The organism is Amycolatopsis sp. NPDC004747 (assembly GCF_053601335.1).
In genome coordinates, this window is record NZ_JBSGBQ010000004.1 from 209,312 (window position 1) to 227,356 (window position 18,045).

At 73.2% G+C, this 18,045-nt stretch carries 17 protein-coding genes; 10 read left to right on the forward strand and 7 right to left on the reverse strand.

Annotation, left to right across the window (positions count from 1 at the left end; all coding sequences use genetic code 11):
- Positions 1–58 precede the first annotated feature (58 nt).
- Genes ACWEGE_RS07945 through acpS form a run of 5 tightly spaced genes read left to right on the forward strand, consistent with a single transcriptional unit; the run spans position 59 to position 4,148 of the window.
- Entirely contained in the window at positions 59–1,006 is a 948-nt protein-coding gene (locus ACWEGE_RS07945; protein ID WP_449659689.1) for a 3-oxoacyl-[acyl-carrier-protein] synthase III C-terminal domain-containing protein, read from the forward strand.
- The gene (locus ACWEGE_RS07950; RefSeq protein ID WP_449659690.1) at positions 1,003–1,611 is read left to right on the forward strand and encodes an acyl-CoA dehydrogenase family protein; all 609 of its coding nucleotides are present in this window, start codon (positions 1,003–1,005) and stop codon (positions 1,609–1,611) included. Before ACWEGE_RS07945 ends, ACWEGE_RS07950 begins: the two co-directional genes overlap by 4 nt.
- A complete protein-coding gene (locus tag ACWEGE_RS07955) occupies positions 1,608–2,747 on the forward strand; it encodes an acyl-CoA dehydrogenase family protein (RefSeq protein WP_449659691.1) in 1,140 nt (379 codons plus the stop codon). Before ACWEGE_RS07950 ends, ACWEGE_RS07955 begins: the two co-directional genes overlap by 4 nt.
- The gene (locus ACWEGE_RS07960) at positions 2,740–3,489 is read left to right on the forward strand and encodes a hypothetical protein (protein ID WP_449659692.1); all 750 of its coding nucleotides are present in this window, start codon (positions 2,740–2,742) and stop codon (positions 3,487–3,489) included. The genes ACWEGE_RS07955 and ACWEGE_RS07960 overlap by 8 nt, the downstream gene beginning before the upstream one ends.
- A complete protein-coding gene (acpS, locus tag ACWEGE_RS07965) occupies positions 3,486–4,148 on the forward strand; it encodes a holo-ACP synthase (protein ID WP_449659693.1) in 663 nt (220 codons plus the stop codon). Before ACWEGE_RS07960 ends, acpS begins: the two co-directional genes overlap by 4 nt.
- 279 nt (positions 4,149–4,427) lie before the next feature.
- Here acpS and ACWEGE_RS07970 read toward each other — a convergent pair whose 3' ends face one another.
- The gene (locus ACWEGE_RS07970) at positions 4,428–5,411 is read right to left on the reverse strand and encodes a LuxR C-terminal-related transcriptional regulator (protein WP_449659694.1); all 984 of its coding nucleotides are present in this window, start codon (positions 5,409–5,411) and stop codon (positions 4,428–4,430) included.
- 181 nt (positions 5,412–5,592) lie between these two features.
- On the opposite strand from ACWEGE_RS07970, the gene ACWEGE_RS07975 reads away from it, so the two are divergent.
- The 5 genes from ACWEGE_RS07975 to ACWEGE_RS07995 all read left to right on the forward strand — a co-directional run bounded on the left by ACWEGE_RS07975 (position 5,593) and on the right by ACWEGE_RS07995 (position 12,086).
- Positions 5,593–5,862 (forward strand): phosphopantetheine-binding protein, encoded by a 270-nt coding sequence (locus ACWEGE_RS07975; protein WP_004559815.1) that lies wholly within the window; start codon positions 5,593–5,595, stop codon positions 5,860–5,862.
- Positions 5,855–7,387: an acyl-CoA ligase (AMP-forming), exosortase A system-associated gene (locus ACWEGE_RS07980; protein WP_449659695.1), complete on the forward strand. Its 1,533-nt coding sequence runs from the start codon at positions 5,855–5,857 to the stop codon at positions 7,385–7,387. Before ACWEGE_RS07975 ends, ACWEGE_RS07980 begins: the two co-directional genes overlap by 8 nt.
- A gap of 89 nt (positions 7,388–7,476) precedes the next feature.
- Entirely contained in the window at positions 7,477–8,319 is an 843-nt protein-coding gene (locus ACWEGE_RS07985; RefSeq protein WP_449659696.1) for an ABC transporter ATP-binding protein, read from the forward strand.
- Positions 8,303–9,064 carry an ABC transporter permease gene (locus ACWEGE_RS07990; RefSeq protein WP_449659697.1) on the forward strand — a complete coding sequence of 254 codons (762 nt, stop codon included), beginning with the start codon at positions 8,303–8,305 and terminating at the stop codon, positions 9,062–9,064. Before ACWEGE_RS07985 ends, ACWEGE_RS07990 begins: the two co-directional genes overlap by 17 nt.
- Before the next feature lie 25 nt (positions 9,065–9,089).
- The gene (locus tag ACWEGE_RS07995; protein WP_449659698.1) at positions 9,090–12,086 is read left to right on the forward strand and encodes a beta-ketoacyl synthase N-terminal-like domain-containing protein; all 2,997 of its coding nucleotides are present in this window, start codon (positions 9,090–9,092) and stop codon (positions 12,084–12,086) included.
- Positions 12,087–12,107: 21 nt separating this feature from the next.
- Here ACWEGE_RS07995 and ACWEGE_RS08000 read toward each other — a convergent pair whose 3' ends face one another.
- The 6 genes from ACWEGE_RS08000 to ACWEGE_RS08025 form a co-directional block, all read right to left on the reverse strand.
- A complete protein-coding gene (locus ACWEGE_RS08000) occupies positions 12,108–13,886 on the reverse strand; it encodes a hypothetical protein (RefSeq protein WP_449659699.1) in 1,779 nt (592 codons plus the stop codon).
- A gap of 85 nt (positions 13,887–13,971) precedes the next feature.
- A complete protein-coding gene (locus tag ACWEGE_RS08005; RefSeq protein WP_449659700.1) occupies positions 13,972–14,718 on the reverse strand; it encodes a thioesterase II family protein in 747 nt (248 codons plus the stop codon).
- A complete protein-coding gene (locus tag ACWEGE_RS08010) occupies positions 14,715–15,782 on the reverse strand; it encodes an HAD-IIIC family phosphatase (protein WP_449659701.1) in 1,068 nt (355 codons plus the stop codon). The genes ACWEGE_RS08005 and ACWEGE_RS08010 overlap by 4 nt, the downstream gene beginning before the upstream one ends.
- Positions 15,779–16,918: an acyl-CoA dehydrogenase family protein gene (locus tag ACWEGE_RS08015; RefSeq protein WP_449659702.1), complete on the reverse strand. Its 1,140-nt coding sequence runs from the start codon at positions 16,916–16,918 to the stop codon at positions 15,779–15,781. The genes ACWEGE_RS08010 and ACWEGE_RS08015 overlap by 4 nt, the downstream gene beginning before the upstream one ends.
- Before the next feature lie 3 nt (positions 16,919–16,921).
- Positions 16,922–17,173: an acyl carrier protein gene (locus ACWEGE_RS08020; RefSeq protein ID WP_449659703.1), complete on the reverse strand. Its 252-nt coding sequence runs from the start codon at positions 17,171–17,173 to the stop codon at positions 16,922–16,924.
- Between the two features lie 25 nt (positions 17,174–17,198).
- Complete coding sequence (locus tag ACWEGE_RS08025; protein WP_364267885.1) at positions 17,199–18,041, reverse strand: 3-hydroxyacyl-CoA dehydrogenase family protein; 843 nt, start codon at positions 18,039–18,041, stop codon at positions 17,199–17,201.
- Between the last annotated feature and the right edge of the window lie 4 nt (positions 18,042–18,045).

An 18,045-nucleotide genomic window follows, 5' to 3' on the forward strand; every position in this document is an offset into this window, starting at 1 on the left:
CGAGGGTCGACACGCGTGATCAGGAGGTCGACACGCGTCGCCGGGGGAGGGAGCACTGATGGACACGGGGCTGTCCCGGGTCGCCGTGCGGCTGCCCGGCCGGGTCGAGGCCGTCGACGACGTGCTCGTGCGGTCGGGCGCCAAACCCTTGGAGCGGCGCATGTTCGGCCGCATCTACGGCCTGCGCGACAGCCCGGTGCTCGCGCCGGGCGAACGGATGGCGGACCACCTGGCCGAGGCCGGGCGGGCCGCGCTCGGCGGCCGGACGGCGAGCCTGGTCCTCTACGGCCACACCCTGCTCATCGCCGAGCTCGACCTGTGCGGGCAGTTCCCGGACCGGCTGCGCGACGCGCTCGGCCTGCCGGGTGTCCCGTTCTTCGGGGTGTCGCACGTGAACTGCACGTCGGTGCTGCGCTCGGTCGAGCTCGCCCGGCGCTACCTGGGCCGGCCCGGCGCGGCGCCGGACGACCGCGTGCTCGTGCTCGGCGGCGACCAGGGCAGCGCCAGCGACCGCGGCCGCTACATCCCGGGCACGACCGTCGCGGGTGACACCGCGGCCGCGCTCGTGGTGTCCCGCGGCCCGGCCCGCTACCGCTACCTCGGCGGCGCGAGCACCCGCGACACGCGGTTCCACCGCAGCCTGCGGATGACCAAGGAGGAGTTCACCCTCTTCGGCAAGGTCTGCTGCGAGCAGGCGGTGGCCGTCGTGGGCGCCGCGGCCCGCGACGCCGGGCTCGCCCTGTCCGATGTGGACTGGGTGCTGCCGGACCTGTCCAACCGGATGTTCTGGCGCACCTTCAGCGGGCTGTCCGGCTTCCCGTTCGAGAAGATCCCCCTGGACCTGGTCGCCGAGCGCGGGCACAACTTCGGGGTCGACTCGCTGCTCGCCCTGCAGCACGCCGACGCGGCCGGACGGCTGCGTCCCGGGCAGCGCTGCGCCCTCGTCTCGGTGGGTCAGGGCGCCTACTTCCAGTCGGTGATCGTCGAGGTCGTGGAGGAGAAGTGAGCACCAGCCTGCTCGAATGCGAGCGCACCGCACGCAGCGACGGCCTCGCCGCCGGTCTGGCGCGGGCCCTGCCCGCCGGCCCGGCCGACCGGCTGGCCCCCGGCCGGTACGCGGCCGTGCCCGCCGCGGCCGTCCCCGAAGGCGCCGAAGTGCGCACGCACAGCCTGGCCGACCGCGAGGACATCGTCTTCCTCGCCTGCCCGGGCCGTCCCCGCGAGGAGCGGGACGCGCTCGAGCTGGCCGACTTCGGCCGGCACCTGGCCGCGGTCCGCCTCGGCGTGCTGCGCTCGGTGCTCGACCACGTCGTCGAGCACTTGGCCAACCGCACCTCCGGGGACGAACCGCTGATCCGCAAGCAGCTGGTCGCCGGCGCGATCGGCGACGTGATGGCCGCGGTGGAACGGCTGCGCGCCCAGGTGCGCTCGCAGCGGCACCCGGCCGCCGTCGCCGACGTCCACCGCGAACTCGACGAGCTGGGCTGGCGGGTGGCCCAGCACCTCGGCGCCTCGGGCTTCCTGGCCACCTCACCCGCGCGGTCGCTCTACGTCTCGGCCCTGGTGGCCGGCACCTGGGTGGACCGGGAACCGGAAGGAGAACCGGCATGATCGAGCTGAGCGAACGCGTCCGCGCGGTCCGCGACCTGAGCCGGGAGGCGGCGACGGACCTGCGGTCGCGGGCCCTGGCCATCGACGTCGACCCGGACGCGATGGAAGAGCACTACAACTCGCCGGTGTTCGAGATGGTGCGGCAGGCCGACACGCCGCCGCAGTACCGCGAGTCACTGCCGTCGACGCCGCTGCTGCGGGCGATGGAACGCGGCTCGTGCCTGGAGAACGTGGCGGGGCTGATCGAACTGGCCCGCGGCGACGTCGGCGCGATCCTCGCCTGCCCGTCGCCCGGCCTGGCCGGGGTGTTCGTCGAGCTGCTCGGCACGCCCGAGCAGCAGGAGTGGTTCTTCACCCGGATGCACGGCGGCCGCCGCTGGTCGTTCTTCGCGATGACCGAAGAGGGCCGCGGCAACGACGCGACGGCGATGGAGACCCGCTTCGACCGCGACGGCGACGGCTGGCGCCTCAACGGCGGCAAGTGCTACGTCGGCAACGCCGCCCGCGGCAGCGTGGGCGTGGTGTTCGGCCGCACCGGCCGCGGCGCGCTGTCGATCCGCGCGGCGCTGGTCGAGGTCCCGGCGGCCGGCTGGCAGGGCGAGAAGCTCGACATGATCGGCCTGCGCGGCGCGTACATCAGCCGGCTGTCCTTCTCGGACGTCGAGATCCCGGCCGGACGGCTGCTCGGCGACCACCTCCCGGCGACCCGGCGCGGGATCTTCGCCGCGATCACGACGTTCAACCACATGCGGGTGCGGATCGCCGCCTCCGCCGTGGGCACCGCGTTGGCGATGGTCGAGTACGTCCTGGAGCACCGCAAGAACGCCCCCGGCGGCCAGCTCGCCCTCGCCCGCGCCGAAGCGGGCCGCGAGCTGGTGTACGAGGCGGCGGCGCGGATCGACGGCGACCCCGAGCGCGGCTACCTCTCCAGCGCGGCGAAGCTCGGCGCGGTCGGCCTGGCGGTGGGGACGGCGCACTGGGCGTCGGCCGCACTCGGCCCGGCCGGCCTGATCGAGCACCCGCTGCTGGAGAAGTGGACGCGGGACGTGCACGCCTTCGAGTTCATGGAGGGCACCAGCAACATCCACCGCCTGCACGTGGCGCGCGGGTACCAGGCGGGAGACGCCGATGCCTGAGCTGGGGATCGACACGATCGCGTTCGCCGCGGCCCGGCGCGAGGAGTACGTGCCGCTCTCGACGTTGCCCGGCGCGGCCGACCTGGTGCCGCCGGAGCGGCTGGCCGCCGCCGGGATCCCGCTGTCCCGCCTGATGGTCCGGATCCCGGAGGACGACGACGTCGACGTCGCGGCGGAGGTACTGGCCGCGCTGGGCCCGCCGGCCGTGCCGCAGCCGCTGTTCTTCGTGCGGTCGGGCCCGCTGCGCGACCCGAACGTGGCCGCGCTGGCCGGGCTGGTGCACCGCAGCGGCTGGGCGGGCGAGGACGTCGGCCTGTCGCACCTCGACGAGCTCGGCGGCACGGCGGTGTTCGGGCTGCTGGAGTGGGCGGTCGAGAGCGAGGCGACGGCGGTCGTCTGCGACGAGCCGCTGTTCGCCGACTCGGCAGGCGGCCACCCGCGGTTCGCCGCGGTGGGCGTCCGGCTGCGCCGCGGGGTTTCCCCGCTGGCCGTTTCCGGCTGCGGGGAGGGACGGCCGGCGTTGCCGGGCGACCACCGGTTCACCGGCCGCGGCCCGTGCGACGCGTGGCTCGCGTTCTGCGCGGCACTGGCCGAAGGGGTGGTCGCCGACGGCGACCGGGTGCTGCTGCACACGCGCGGGCCACTGCGCGAGGGCTGGCTTTCACTGCTCGCGGTGGACGTCGCCGCCCTGCGGCTGGTGCCCGCGGCCACGGCGAGCCTGCTCGGGGGGCGGAGTGGATGAGAATCGGCGTGGACCTGATGTCGATCCCGCGGTTCGCGGAGGTCGCGGCGCACCAGCGGTACCGGACGCTGGTCTTCACCCCGGTGGAGCTGGAGCAGGCCGCCCGGATGGGTGCCGAACGGTCGCTGGAACGGCTGGCCGGGCGGTTTTCCGTCAAGGAGGCCACGTGCAAGATGCTGGGCCGTGGCTTCGGCCAGGGCCTGCGCTGGCGTGACATCGAGGTCACCAACGACGACTGGGGAGCGCCGTTGGTGACCCTGGGCGGGGGCGCGGCGGAGATCGCGGAAGAGGCGGGCCTGGAGGAGATCGCGGTGACGTTGAGCCACCAGGTGGACTTGGTGGTCGCGGTCGCGGCGGCGGGGTGCGCCCGGCCGCCCCGCCCGTTCCGCCGCGCGGCCGCGCCCGCTCTCGCCGAGCCGGTCCCGGCCCGCTTCGAGGAACTGGCGGCCCTGGCCGCCGACCTGTTCTCGGTACCCGCCACCGAGGTGGCCACCGCGGCGTCGTTCGCGGGCGATCTGGGGGTCACGTCGGTGGTGGTGATCGAGCTGCTCGCCCGGATCGAGCACCGGTACGGCGTCCGGATCCCGGAGGCCGGCCTTTACCGGATGACCGATCTGCGGCGCACCTACGGCGTCGTGGCCGAGGCGGCCGGGTGGTAGGGCGGGCAGAGAAGAGGGGCCTTCCGTGAGCGGAAGGCCCCTCTTCGTGTGGCGCTCGAGCCGGTGGTGCCGGAGCTGGTGTGGTGGGGGAGCAGGCATTGGGTCAATTCGCTGCGGGCCGCCGGCTTCAGCCGGACCGGACTGGGCCGCGGGGCGCCCCCCGTTTTCCATTCTACCGGCGGGCACCGACAATTTCGGCACTGCCGGACTGAGCCGGGCTTCCGGACCGAGCCGGAGCTGGGCCGTCGGGCCGAACCGGGCTGGAGCCGGGCCGCGGCCTCAGGCGAGCGTGAACCGCGAAGCGGCCTGCACTCCCGCCTGGAACCGCGACACCGCGTCCAGGTTCTGCAGCATCGCCGCGATGTGCCGACGGCAGGTCCGCACCGACATGCCCAGCCGCCGCGCCACCACCTCGTCCGTCAGCCCCTGGGCCATCAGCCGCGCGATCGTCTGCTGCAGGTCGTGCGCGATCTCGCCGCTGTAGCCCTGGTCGTCGGCCGAGAACGGCGTCGCGCCGTCCCACAGCTGGTCGAACAGGCCGAGCAGGAAGCGCACCATGCCCTGGTCGCGGACCCGGCGGGCCGACAGGTCGGCGACGTCCAGCGTCACCGCCAGCGACCGGTCGAAGACCACCGCCGCCTCCGGGACGCGGCTGAGCGTGCGGATCTGCGCGCCGCGGCCGGCGAGCTGCGTCAACCGGGCGCGGGCCGCGTAGCCCGCGCGGCTGCGGTGCGGGCACACGACCCGCACGCCGACGCCGTCGCCCAGTACCGAGTAGCACGCGTCGAGCAGCTCGTCGACCAGGTCGTCGGCCGCCTCTCCCGGGTGGAGGACCACCAGCTCGTCGCGGCAGACCTCGGCCGCCAGCTTGACCAGGCCGCGGATCTCGGCGACGCCCTCCAGGCGGTCGAGCGCGCCCGCCGCGCCGGCCGGGGCCCGCGTGATGCCGTCGATGCGCTCGCGCAGGCGGTCGGCCAGTTCGCGCCGCTCGTACATCGCGCGCTCCAGCGGCGTCACGACCAGTTCCGCGGCCGCGGAGGGCTCGCGGGGGACCAGGCCACCGTCGACCGGGCGCAGCAGGTGCAGCTCGACGAGCCGCGCGGCGGCCGCCTGGACCGTGTCGGCGGGCAGGCCGAGGTGCGCCGCGGCGGTGGCCACGGACGCGATCCGGCCGCAGCGCGCCGCGTAGCGGTACAGCTCGGCTTCGGGGTCGGGCTCGGGCACGGAGAACGCCCCGAGCGGCGGGAGAGTGGCCGTCGACATCGTGCCTCCAAAGGTCTGGCTTCTACCCTTTCCACCGTCGCAGCCGGTCTTCTCGGGGCGCTCTCACACCGCTCTCGCCCGGGGAGTGGCGGGATGAGAGCGCGGTGATGGCCCGGTGATTCCGGCCGGTGGTGTCCTCGGGAGGACACGGTTGACCGCGAACGCGAAACAGGGTGACGCAATGCCTGACACACTCCCCATCCCGCCAGGGTTCCTCGAGATCCTGATCGCGCACCTGCCGTACGCGCTCGGGGACCGGATCGCCGAGGACGACGACCTCGCCGCGCTCGGGCTCGACTCGATGGGCGTCGTGCAGCTCGTCACCGACCTGGAGGAGACCTTCGGTTTCGAGCTGCCCGACGAGCTGCTCACCGAGGACACCTTCGCCACCGCGGGCAGCCTGTGGGCCGCCGTCGCGGAGTTCGTCGCCCCGGAGCCCGCCGATGTCTGAGGCCGCCGCCCCGGTGCGGCTCGACCAGCTGCTCACCCGCGGCGCGCCCGGTGACCCGGCCCTGACGTACAAGGACCGGACGCTGACCTACGCCGAGCTCGCCGACCAGGTCACCCGCGTCGCCCACGGCCTGCGCCGGCTCGGCGTGCGCCGCGGCGACCGGGTGGCGGTGTACGCCGAGAAACGGCTCGAGACCGTCGTCGCGCTGTTCGCCGCCGCGGCCGCCGGCGCGGTCCTGGTGCCGCTGAACCCGCTGTTCAAGGCCCGGCACATCGCCCACGTCGCCGCCGACTGCGCCCCGGAGGTGGTGCTCACGACCGCCGAGCGCCGGGCGACGGTCCGCGAGGCCGTGCCCGAGAGCACCCCGGTCGTGGTGTTCGGGCAGCCCGAATGGGACGCGCTGACCGCGGCCGAGCCGGAAGCCGTGCCGGGCGCGGTGATCGACCAGGACCCGGCCGCCATCATGTACACCTCCGGCAGCACCGGCGGTCCCAAGGGCGTCGTGCTGTCCCACCGCAACCTGCTCGCCGGTGCCGCCAGCGTCGCGGAATACCTCGGCCACACGCGGGAAGACGTCGTGCTCGCCGCGTTGCCGCTGAGCTTCGACGCCGGGTTCAGCCAGCTCACCACCGCGTTCGCCGCCGGCGCGCACGTCGTGCTCGTGAACTACCTGCTGCCCAAGGAGATCGTCCGGCTCTGCGCCCGCCACGGCGTCACCGCGCTCACCTGCGTGCCGCCGCTGTGGCTGCAGCTGGTGACCCAGGAGTGGCCCGCCGAGGCGACCGCGCGGCTGCGCTACTTCGCCAACACCGGCGGCCGCATGCCCCGCGCCACGCTGACCCGGCTGCGCGAGATCTTCCCGGCCGCGCAACCGTTCCTGATGTACGGGCTCACCGAGGCGTTCCGCTCCACCTACCTCGACCCGGCCGAAGCGGACCGCCGTCCCGGCTCGATCGGCAAGGCCATCCCCAACGCCGAAGTCCTCGTGCTGCGCGCCGACGGCTCGCCGTGCCTGCCCGGCGAGCACGGCGAACTCGTGCACCGCGGGGCACTCGTGGCGCTCGGCTACTGGAACGACCCCGGGCGCACGGCGGAGCGCTTCCGCCCGGTGCCGGGCCCGGACGGCCTGGTGCGCCCGGAGATCGCCGTGTGGTCGGGCGACACCGTCTACCGCGACGAGGACGGGTTCCTGTACTTCGTCGGCCGGACCGACGAGATGATCAAGACGTCGGGCTACCGCGTCAGCCCCGCCGAGGTCGAAGAAGCCGCCTACGCCACCGGCCTGGTGGGGGAGGCGGCCGCGTTCGGCGTGCCGGATCCCGTGCTGGGGCAGCGGATCGTGCTGGCGGTCGCGCCGGAGGCGGACGCCGAGGCGGTTTCCCGGGCATTGGCCAAGGAACTGCCCGCGTACATGCTGCCGCGGCGGATCGAGGTGCTGCCGAAGCTGCCCCGGTCGGTCAACGGCAAGTTCGACCGCGTCGCGCTGCGCGAGGCGCTCAGTGCGGTGCCCGCCGGCACCGAATGACGGCAGTTTCCTGCCACCGCGGGGGAACGCCGTCCCGGCCGTCCCCGTGCGACATTGCAAGAGCCGTGAACCGCAAGGAGCGATCCCCTATGTTGCAAGCAACCGACCTCCGGAAACGCTACGACGAAGTGCAGGCCCTCGACGGCTTCAGCCTCGAGGTCGCCGCGGGCGAGATCGTCGGGCTCGTCGGCCACAACGGCGCCGGCAAGACCACGTTCGTCGAGATGGTGTCCGGGCTGCTGCGCCCGGACAGCGGCACGGTCCTCGTCGACGGCGAATCGCCGACGCGCGCCCGTGACCGCATCGGCATCTCCCCGCAGCACATCGCGCTCTACCGCCCGCTGACCGTGCGCGAGCACCTGGAGCTGTACGGCCGCCTGGCCGGCCTGCGCCGGGCCGCGCTGCGCTCGGCCATCGACGACCTCACGGCCGCGCTGCGGCTGGAGGGCTTCCTGAACCGCACCTGCGGCCTGCTCTCCGGCGGCCAGCAGCGGCGGGCGCAGGCCGCGACGGCACTGGTGCACCGGCCGGCGCTGCTGCTGCTCGACGAACCGACCGCCGGTGCCGACCCCGAGACCCGTCAGGCGCTGCTCGACGTGGTCAAGCAACGAGCAGGCGAGGGAGCCGCAGTGGTCTACACCACCCACTACCTGACCGAACTGACCGACCTGCAGGCCACCATCGCGGTGGCCGCCGAAGGCCGGGTGATCGCGCGCGGCGGCGCGGACGAGCTGCTTTCGGGCCTGCCCGGCGAGGTCCGCGTGCGCACTGCCGACGACGAGCTGACCGTCCCCACCACCGACCCGACCGGCACGCTGCTGGAGCTGCTGCCCACGGTGACCCGGCCGGTCGAGTCCGTCGAGCTGCGCCACCCCAGCCTGGACGACCTCTACCACTCCCTGGCGGTGACGACCGATGTCGACGCGCACTGACTCCCTCTCGCGGGCCGGCGCCCTCGTCCGCTACAACGCGATCCTGCGCCTGCGCGACCCCTCGCAGCTGATCAGCTACCTGATCACGCCGATGATCTTCATGGTGCTGTTCCAGCCGCTGTACGTGAAGGCGCTGGGCACCGGCGCCGTCGAGGCCGTGACCGGCCAGCTGGTGATGTTCTCCGTGTTCGCCATGGCGATCGTGGGCAACGCGATCTTCGTCGAACGCGAGTGGCGCACCTGGGACCGGCTGCGCGCCAGCCGGGCCGCCCGCGCGGAACTGCTGATCGGCAAGGCGATCCCGGTGTTCGTGGTGCTGCTGATCCAGCAGGGCGTGCTCATCGTCTACGGCTGGCTCGTGGTCGGCATGCCGTTCCCGGTGTCGCCGGGCCTGGTGTTCGGCGCGATGTGCCTGTGGGGCTTCATGCTGCTGGCCATGGGGGCCGCACTGTCCACCGTGGTCCGCAGCCGCGGTGACCTGATCGTGGCCGTCGACCTCGGCGCGATCACCATCAGCTCACTCGGCGGCTCGCTGCTGCCGGTGTCGCTGATGCCGTCGTGGGCGCAGGCGATCGCACCGTTTTCGCCCGGTTACTGGGGGCTGTCGCTGATCCGCTCGGCCATGGCGGGCAACGCCGAGGCCATGCTGCGCCCGGCGCTGATCGTGCTCGGCATCGGGCTCGCGACCGGCGCGTTCGCCACCTACCGGCTCGCCCACGGCTGGGGCCGCAGCCACCTGCTCTGAACCCCTCCCGGAGAAAGGACCTGCCGTGACCGAACCGGCACCCGAACCGGCCGTGGCGCTCGTCGGGATGGCGGGGCGGTTCCCCGGCGCCGCCGACGTCGAGCAGCTGCGCCGCAACCTCGCGGCCGGCATCCCCGGCCTGCGCGAGCTGACCGATTCCGAACTCGCCGCCGCGGGGGTGGACCCGGCCACGCCGGGTCACGTCCGCGTCGGCGGACCGGTGGCGGGCGGCGTCGAGACCTTCGACGCCGCCGCCTTCGGGCTGAGCGCGCGGGAGGCGGAGACCCTGGAGCCGCACCACCGGCTGCTGCTGGAATGCTCGTGGGAAGCGCTGGAGCGGGCGGGCTACCGGCCGACGGACCCCGGCGTGCCCGTCGGGCTCTTCGCCGGCTGCGCGTTCCCCGACTACCTGACCCGCAACCTCGCCGGCCTCGCCGCGGAACCGGGCGGCAGGTCCCTGCTGTCCGCGGGCGTCGAGCGTGACTCGCTGACCTCGCTCGTGTCGTACAAGCTGGGCCTGCGCGGCCCGGCGATCACCGTGCAGACGTACTGCTCGACCTCGCTGGTCGCGGTGCACCTGGCGTGCCAGAGCCTGCTGACCTACGAATGCGACCTGGCCCTGGCCGGTGGCGCGGCGCTGCCGCTGCCGCAGACCGGCGGCCACGTCGCCGAAGAGGGCAGCATCCTCTCGCCCGACGGCCGGGTGCGGGCCCTCGACGCCGGCGCGAACGGGACCGTGATGGGGTCCGGCGCCGCCGTCGTCGCCCTGAAGCGCCTGGAGGACGCCCTCGCCGACGGCGACGTCGTGCACGCGGTCATCCTCGGCTCGGCGGTCAACAACGACGGCCGCGACCGGGCCGGGTACCCCGCGCCCGGGGTGGCCGGGCAGGCGGCGGTGGTGGAAACCGCGCTGGCCGTGGCCGGGGTCAAACCGGAGACGGTGGGGTACGTCGAGTGCCACGCGGTGGGCACGCCCCTGGGCGACTCGATCGAGCTGGCCGCGCTGAACCGCGTCTTCGGGCCCGGGCGCGCGGCACCGTGCGTGCTCAGCTCGGTCAAGCCGAGCATCGGGCACCTCGACCGCGCGTCCGGCGTCACCTCGCTGATCCGGGCGGCGCTGAACCTGCGTGACGGCGTCCTGCCGGGCACCGCGGGGTTCCGCACGCCCAATCCGGCGATGGACGACCGGTTCACCGTGCTGCCCGCGGACGTGCCCTGGCCCGAGGACGGCTCGCCGCGCCGGGCCGGTGTCAGCTCGTTCGGCGTCGGCGGGACGAACGCGCACGTGGTGCTGGAACAGCCGCCGGTGCGGGAGCCCCGGCGGTCCCGTGGGCCGTTCCTGCTGACCTTTTCCGCCGGAGAGCCGGCCGCCCTCGACGAGGTGACCGCGCGGCTGCGGGCCCACCTGGCGGCGCACCCGGACCTGGACCTCGGCGACGTCGCTTTCACACTGCAGGTGTCACGCGGCCACTTCGCGCTGCGGCGGGCCGTCGTGGTCCGGGACCTTCCCGACGCCTTGGCCGCGTTGGCCGATCCGGGCCGGTGGATCGACGGCGAGACTCGCCGGCGTGACCCGCGGTTCCGGTTGGTCGCGGGCGGCGGCCCGGAGTGGGCTGTGACGGCTTCGGCCGCCCACCGCCTGCTGGCCGGGGCCGAGGTGCCCGCGCCGGCCGCCACGCGCGACGGGGCGTTCTCGGCGTTGACCGCCGGTCTGACCCGGCTGGGTGTCCGGCTGGACGAGAGCGCGTCCGACACGCTTCCCGTCGACGGTGGTGCGGGCGAAGAGTGGGTGCTGGCCACCTTGGGACGGCTGTGGATCGCGGGCTGCGCGGTCGACTGGCCCGCCCTGCACCGCGGCGAGGGCCGCCGGGTGGAGCTGCCGACGTATCCGTTCCGGCGCAAGCGGTTCTGGGTCGATTCCGACGTTGCCTCATCCCCGGCTGCGTACGTGCCTTCGTGGCGGCTCGACCCACAGCCCCTGGCCGGCCTGGAGCGCCGGCTGCGGGCGGCGGGGCCGTGGCTGGTGTTCGCCGCCGACGACGTCGGGGAGGCGCTGGCCGCCCGCATCACCCTGGCGGGTGGCGAAGTGACCACGGTGCGGCCGGGCAGCGGGTTCGGGTTCCTGGACACCGGCGACTTCGCCGTCGGCCCGGGCGACCTGCCGCGGCTGCTGCGTTCGCTGGTGGTGGTCCCGCGGACGGTCGTCCACGGCTTCGCCCTGGGTGGCTCGCCGGGGGAGATCGAGGCGGCGGCCGAGCTGTGGCCCGGCATGGTGACCTTGACCGCCGGCGCGGTCGGGGTGCTCGGGCCCGACCTGACCACCCCGTCGCAGGCGGGGCTGACCGCGCTGACCGCACGGCACGTCGACGTGGGTCCCGACGCATCGATCGACCAGGTCCTGGCGGCGGTGCTGCACCGGGAGACCCCGCTCGCGGTGCGCGGCGACCAGTCGTGGCGGCCGCACCACGAGCCGTACGAGCCGACCGGACACGCCGAAGCCGAGGTCCACCGCGACGTGCCGGACTTGGGCGGCCGTCGGGGAATCCTGCTCGTCCCGCCGGATCCCGCCGGCCGCACGCTGGCCGCACGGGCGCGGCTCGCCCGGCTCGCCGGCCGCGGGCACTGGACGACGGTGGTGTCCACTTCGGACCCCGCACCGGAGGTCCTCGCCGCGGTGGCCGCCGCCGATCACCTCACCGAGGTCGTGCTCTCCGGGGTGCCGCTCGCCCGGCCGGTCCAGGCCCACGAGCAGGTCACGTCGACGGCAGCAGTCCGGCCGCGGCCGGCGCTGGGCACGCCGTTCGTGGAGCCGGAGCCGGGTCTCGAACGGGAAGTGGCCGCCCGCTGGGCGGAAGCGCTGGGTTACGAGGAGATCGGCGCGGACGACAACTTCTTCGAGCTGGGCGGCCGATCGGCGGGAGCGGTCCGCATCGCGGCCCAGTGGGACCTCCCGGCGACGGCGGTGGTGGAGCTGCCCACGGTCCGGCTGCTCGCCGCCCGCATCGCCGAACGGCAATGCTGAACACATCCCGGAAGGGGGCTGTCACGTCCGCGCGCTCTCCCGGAAACACGGGGAAAGCGAAAGCCACCACCTCGCCGAGGCACGAATCCGCACCGGGAGGTCCGGTGTGGCCGAGACCTGGTTCAACGCGCTGTCCGCACCCGCCATGCCCATCGCGTAGACCAGGCGATCCAGGACCGAGACCTCCGGCTCTCCCGTCGTCGCGTGGTGGTTCAGGCGAGTGGCGGACAGGGCGTCGGCCCAGAACGCGTCGGGACTCGTCCCGCCGACGTGGCCCAGTGCCGACGCGGCGGTGTCCCGGATCGCGACCGGGAGCGTCCGGTCCACCAGGAGCTGCTCGATGTCGCGACGCTCGGCCGGACCGCCGATGACCCGTAGCGCCTCCACGAGCGGAACGGCCCAGTTCCGGTCGTGCCGCCGACGGCGCAGAGCCGCGCCCAGTTCGCGCGCCACCGGGGCTCGGTAAGGCGTGCTGTAGATCATGAACTGGGCGTACAGGCGCTGGTCGAAGACGTCGGCGAGGACCGATTCACGGATCAGCTGCCGCATGACGGCGTCATCCCATGCCTCGGTGGTGGCAGCCGCCACCGAGGCCGCGATCTCGTCGACCACCGACCACGCCGGCGGTCCGGGCAGCTCGGCCGAGACCAGGTTCCAGATCCGGGCCGGGACGCGCTGCCGCAAGCCCATCGGCAGCTGCCGCAGGATGGCCCCGGCCAACGCCGCGGTGCTCGTCGTGACCGGTTCACCCAGCAGGTCGATGAGGAGATCGGCGACGACGACCAGCTGCCCGCTGTGGAAATGGCCCCGGCCGACTTTGCGGAAGCAGGCCAGCAGCGCGCCGGCGAACGTCCGGTCGGTCAGCGGGGAACGCAGGTGACCGACCACGAGGCCGGCGGCCGCGGGGGCCGCGGTCGAATCGAAGATCGAAACCGTGCCGACCATGCTCTGGACGCCGCGGTCGGCGGACGCGGAGGCCGCGGCCGCGATGGCCGCGGCACCACCGACCGGATGCGCCATCAGCCGCTGAAAGGCTTCGGCGCGGTGCATCCACTTCACGCCGTCGGAAATCGCCATCTCGGTCAGCAGCCGCTCCGACAACGTCTCCCAGGTGCGCTGCGGACTGAGGATCGCGTACGGAGTCCGGCAAAGCAGCGCGGTCAGCTCGTTCCACTCGGGGCCGCTGACGTTCCCGCCCGTCACGGCCAGGTCGATCAGGGTGTCGAGCCGTTGTGCCGCAGCGTCGTCGGCGATTTCGCGCCGGGCGAGACGTGGTGCCGCGGCGGTCGTGCCGCGGTGGTACCGGGCCACCGTGTCGATGATCGCGACCAGCGCTTCATCCCGGAGACCGAGGATGGTCTCATAGCCGCGGACGGCGGCGTGGGGGATGAGCGAGGTGCTGTTTTCCCATCGCGACAAAGTGCTGATCGACGGGGGTACGCCGGGGAAGGTGTCGGCCCACCTCTCCGCGAAACGTCGCAATCGCCGCATTTCCGGTTCGGGCGCGTGAATGCGGTTGGCGCGCAGCAGCCAGCCGATCCGCTGGCCAAGGCGGAGCGTGTCGGCCGACCTTCGCGACGTGGTCACGTTGCTCTGAATACCCTCGTCCGTTCGGTGGCGAAAGCCGCCATTGGAGTCGCGGCTTTTCAGGACGCATTGTGGGTGTGCATCGGAATTCTTCCTCCCTGGACGGGTCACGCCGGACGAAGTCGGACCGGCTGATCCGAATCTAGGAGGTGAAACCGGCGCCGAATCGCGCTGTTCCGCAGGGCTTTTCGAGTGGAACACGCCGCCGCGCACGGGTGATGGGCCCGTCGCCAGGGGTATTGGCGACGGACCCACCACGTTCGGGGGCCTGGTCCCGAGTGCCCCGATGATGGGGCGCTCAGGACCAGGGGCGCAGGGCGGCGGCCAAGTGGGCCAAGGTGACGTCTTCCTGCTCCAGCACCGCGAAGTGCCCGCCCTCCAGGACGTGCCCGCGGAACGGCCGGACCGTCTGCTCCCGCCACGCCAGCACCGACTCCACGCTGGCGCGCACGTCGGCGGTGCTCGCCAGTGCCGTCACCGGGAGCGGCAGCGGGGGCCCGGCGACGTAGCCGTAGGTGTTCTTCACCGTCAGGTCCGCCCGGATCGGCGGCAGGATGAGCCGCAGCACGCGGGGGTCGTTCAGGAACACCTCCGGCGTTCCGCCCAGCGTGCGCAGCAGCGCCACGATCTCCGCGTCACCCATGCCCGCCACGATCGGGTCGTCCGGGGTCGGCCACTGCGGGGCCGGGCAGCCCGACACCACCAGGTGCACCGGCAGCTCGGCGCCGCGGCGGGCGATCTCCCGCACCAGCTCGAACCCGACCAGCGCACCCAGGCTGTGGCCGTAGACCGCGTACGGCCCGTCGGCCGAGAGCACGAAGTCCGCGAGATCGGCCACGTACGCGGACATCGACGTGTGCGGCGTGTCCCGTTGGCGCGTCTCGCGGCCGGGCGGCTGGACCGGGCACACCGTCACCCCGGGCAGCCGGCCGATCCACGAGCGGAACGCCGACGCCGAGCCGCCCGCGTGCGGCAGGCAGTACAGCCGCACGTTCCCCGCGGTCGCGGGGAACGGCAGCCAGCGGCTCGCGACGGCCGTCGTCACGACTCCACCTCGAGCGTCACGTACGCCGGCGGCTCCTGGATCTCGGACAGGTCCGCCGCCAGCACCACGTGCGAGCCCTCGCGCGAGACCTCGCGGAACCCGCTGAACGCGTAGGTGATCTGCATCATCCGGTTGCGCCCGGTCTCGACGAAGTCCGCGCGCAGGCCCGCGCCCGCCGCCCGGGCCAGGCCCAGCACGTGCCCGAGCAGCACCGTGCCGACGCCGCGGGACATCACCCGGCACGACATCAGCATCATGTTGAGCCGCCAGTCCGGCGTGCCCTTCTCCAGCAGCGCCAGGCCGATCTTGCCGTAGGAGCCGAACTTGTCGGTCAGCGACGCGACGAGCAGCACGTGGTCGTCCGACGAGCGCAGGGCGTCCAGCTCGTCGTAGGAGTACGTCCGCCCGGTCGAGTTGAGCTGGTTCGTCCGGACCGTCAGCTCCTCCGCCCGCTGCAGGTCCTCCCGCTTGGCCGGCGCGATGGTGAACCGCAGGTCCAGGCTGGCCAGGAAGTCCTCGCCGGTGCCGGCGAAGTCCGCCTCGACGTCGTCACGGGCGAGCTGGCTGAAGTACATCCCGCGCCGCTGCGCCGACTCGTCGGTGACGAACCGCGGCGCGAACTCCGGGCGCCGCAGCACCTCGTCGGCTTCGAGGATGTCCACTGTAGTCACCTGGGGCAGCGCGAACGCCACCTCGGCCCGCTCGAACTCCTGGTCGTCGACGAACGCGAACGCGTCCAGCCCGAGGTTGAGCTTCTGCGCGATCTGGCCGATCGACGCCGACTTCGCGTTCCACGAAATGCGCGGGAACAGGAAGTACTCGTCCAGCCCGAACTCGCGCAGCTTCGCCATCGCCGCGTCGTGGTCGTTCTTGCTGGCGACCGAGTGCAGCACGCCCATCGCGTCGAGCCGCTTGACGTGCTCGACCACCCACGGCCGCAGCCGGACGTCGCCGTCCTCCAGCAGGACCCCGTCCCAGACGGTGTTGTCGAGGTCCCACACCACGCACTTGATCTTGCCCTGCACCGGCTTCGCCACGGTGGCCGGTTCGATGAGACTGGTCACGGTACCTGCTTCCGGTAGGCCTCGGCGGCGATGGTCATCCGCTGGATCTCGGTGCTGCCCTCGATGATCTCCATGACCTTCGAGTCCCGGTAGAACCGGGCCACGGGGTAGTCCCCGCTGCAGCCGTTGGCGCCGTGCACCTGCACGGCCTCCGACGCGTGCCTGGCGGCCGCGACCGAGGCGAAGTACTTCGCCACCCAGGTGGCCATGATCGTCGCCGAGTCGCCGCGGTCCTTGAGCCGGCCGGCCTCGGCCAGCAGCAGCCGGGCCGCGCGGACGTCGGTGACCATGTCCGACAGCTTCGCCTGGATCAGCGGCAGGTCCTTCAGCGGCTGACCGCCGACGGTCCGCTTGCTCGTGTAGTCCGCGCACGCGTCGGCGCACGCCTGGATGATGCCCACCGACCCGGCCGCGACGCTGTAGCGGCCGAGGTCGAGCGTGCCGGTGAGGACCATGCCGGAGGCGAACCCGCTCGGCCCGAGCAGCGCGTCGGCACCCAGCCGGACGCCGTCGAAACCGATGGACGCCAGCATCGACGAGCGCGTCCCGAGGATGTCGTCGATCGGGGTGACCGTGACGCCCGGTGTGTCGCGCGGCACGAGCAGCGCGATCGTGCTGGCCGGGCCCTTCGCGAAGACCAGGAACAGGTCCGCGCGCTGCCCGTTGGTGGTCCACTTCTTGAGGCCGTCGAGCCGCCAGCCGTCGCCGTCGGGGACCGCGGTCGTGGTGATCGCGGCCGTGTCGCTGCCGGCGCCGGGCTCGGACAGGCAGAACGCGCCGAGGACGCGTCCGCTCGCCAGCTCCGGCCCCCACCGGTGCTGCTGCGCCTCGGTGCCGAAGCGCAGCAACGCCCAGGAGAGCATGGTGTGCACGGTCAGCAGGCTGCGGACCGACGAGCAGCCGCGGCCGACCTCCTCGTGGATCTCGCCGAGGGTGACCATGTCGGTGCCGGAGCCGCCGAGCCCGGGCGGCAGGAACGGCGCCCACAGCCCCGCCTCGGCGATCTTGTCCAGCAGGTCCTCGGGGATCCGCCCGGCCTTGTCCCACGCGTCGGCGAAGGGGACGACGTGCTCGTCCACGAAGGCCCGCGCGGCCTCGCGGCCGGGCGCGCGGACCGCGGTGAGTACCTCCGGCACGGCTCAGCCCACCGTCGCGGCCGGGCGCAGGCGGCCGACCAGCTCGGTCATCGCCGCCGCGGTGCGGAAGTTGTCGATCCGCAGCTCGTCGTTGGGGATGGTGACGGCGAAGGTCTTCTCGAGGTGCATCACCAGCTCCATGGCGAACAGGGAATTGATGTAGCCGAGCGAGAAGATGTCCTCGGTGGCGGTGATCTCGGCCTGCGGGAAGCGGCCGGTGATGAAGGCGAGGATGTCGCCGGTGGTCTCGGACATGGTGGTTCTCCTTCTGGGTAGGGGATCAGCTGTAGGTGTAGAAGCCGCGGCCGGACTTGCGGCCGTGCAGGCCGGCGTCGGTCATCTGCTTGAGCAGCGGGCAGGGGCGGTACTTGGAGTCGGCGTAGTGCTCGTAGAGCACCTCGACGCTGTAGAGGATCGTGTCGACGCCGATCAGGTCGGCGGTCTCCAGCGGGCCCATCGGGTGGCCGAAGCAACCGCGGAACACCTCGTCGACCGACTCGGCGGTGGCGACACCCTCGTGCACCAGGTAGGCGGCCTCGTTGACGGTCAGCATGAGCACGCGGTTGGACACGAAGCCCGAGGCGTCCTTCACGTCGACCCAGCGCTTGCCGATGCTGGTGAGCAGCTCGCGGGTGCGCAGGATGGTTTCCGGCGTGGTGTGGAAGCCGGGGATCAGCTCGACGACCGGCTTCTGCGGCACCGGATTCATGAAGTGGACGCCGATGACGCGGCCCGGGTTCTTGCCGACCGAGGCGATCCGGGTGATCGGCACGGCCGAGGTGTTGGCGATGATCACCGTGTCCGGGCCGCAGACCTCGTCGAGCTCGGCGTGCACCGCGGCCTTGATGTCCCAGTCCTCGGTGACGTTCTCGACGAGGATCTCGGTCTTGTCCAGCGCGGCCAGGCCGACCGCGGTGGTGATCCGGGCGAGGATCTCGTCCGCGTCGAGCGCGGGGCCGCCCATCAGCCGGCTGAGCCGGCAGTTGCGCGTGATCGCGGCGCGGGCCTCATCGAGGATCCGCTCGTCCTTGTCGACCAGCACGACCTCGTGGCCGGCGGCGGCGAAGTCCTGGGCGACGCCGATGCCCATGACGCCGGCGCCCACCACTCCCGTGACTGCCATGACT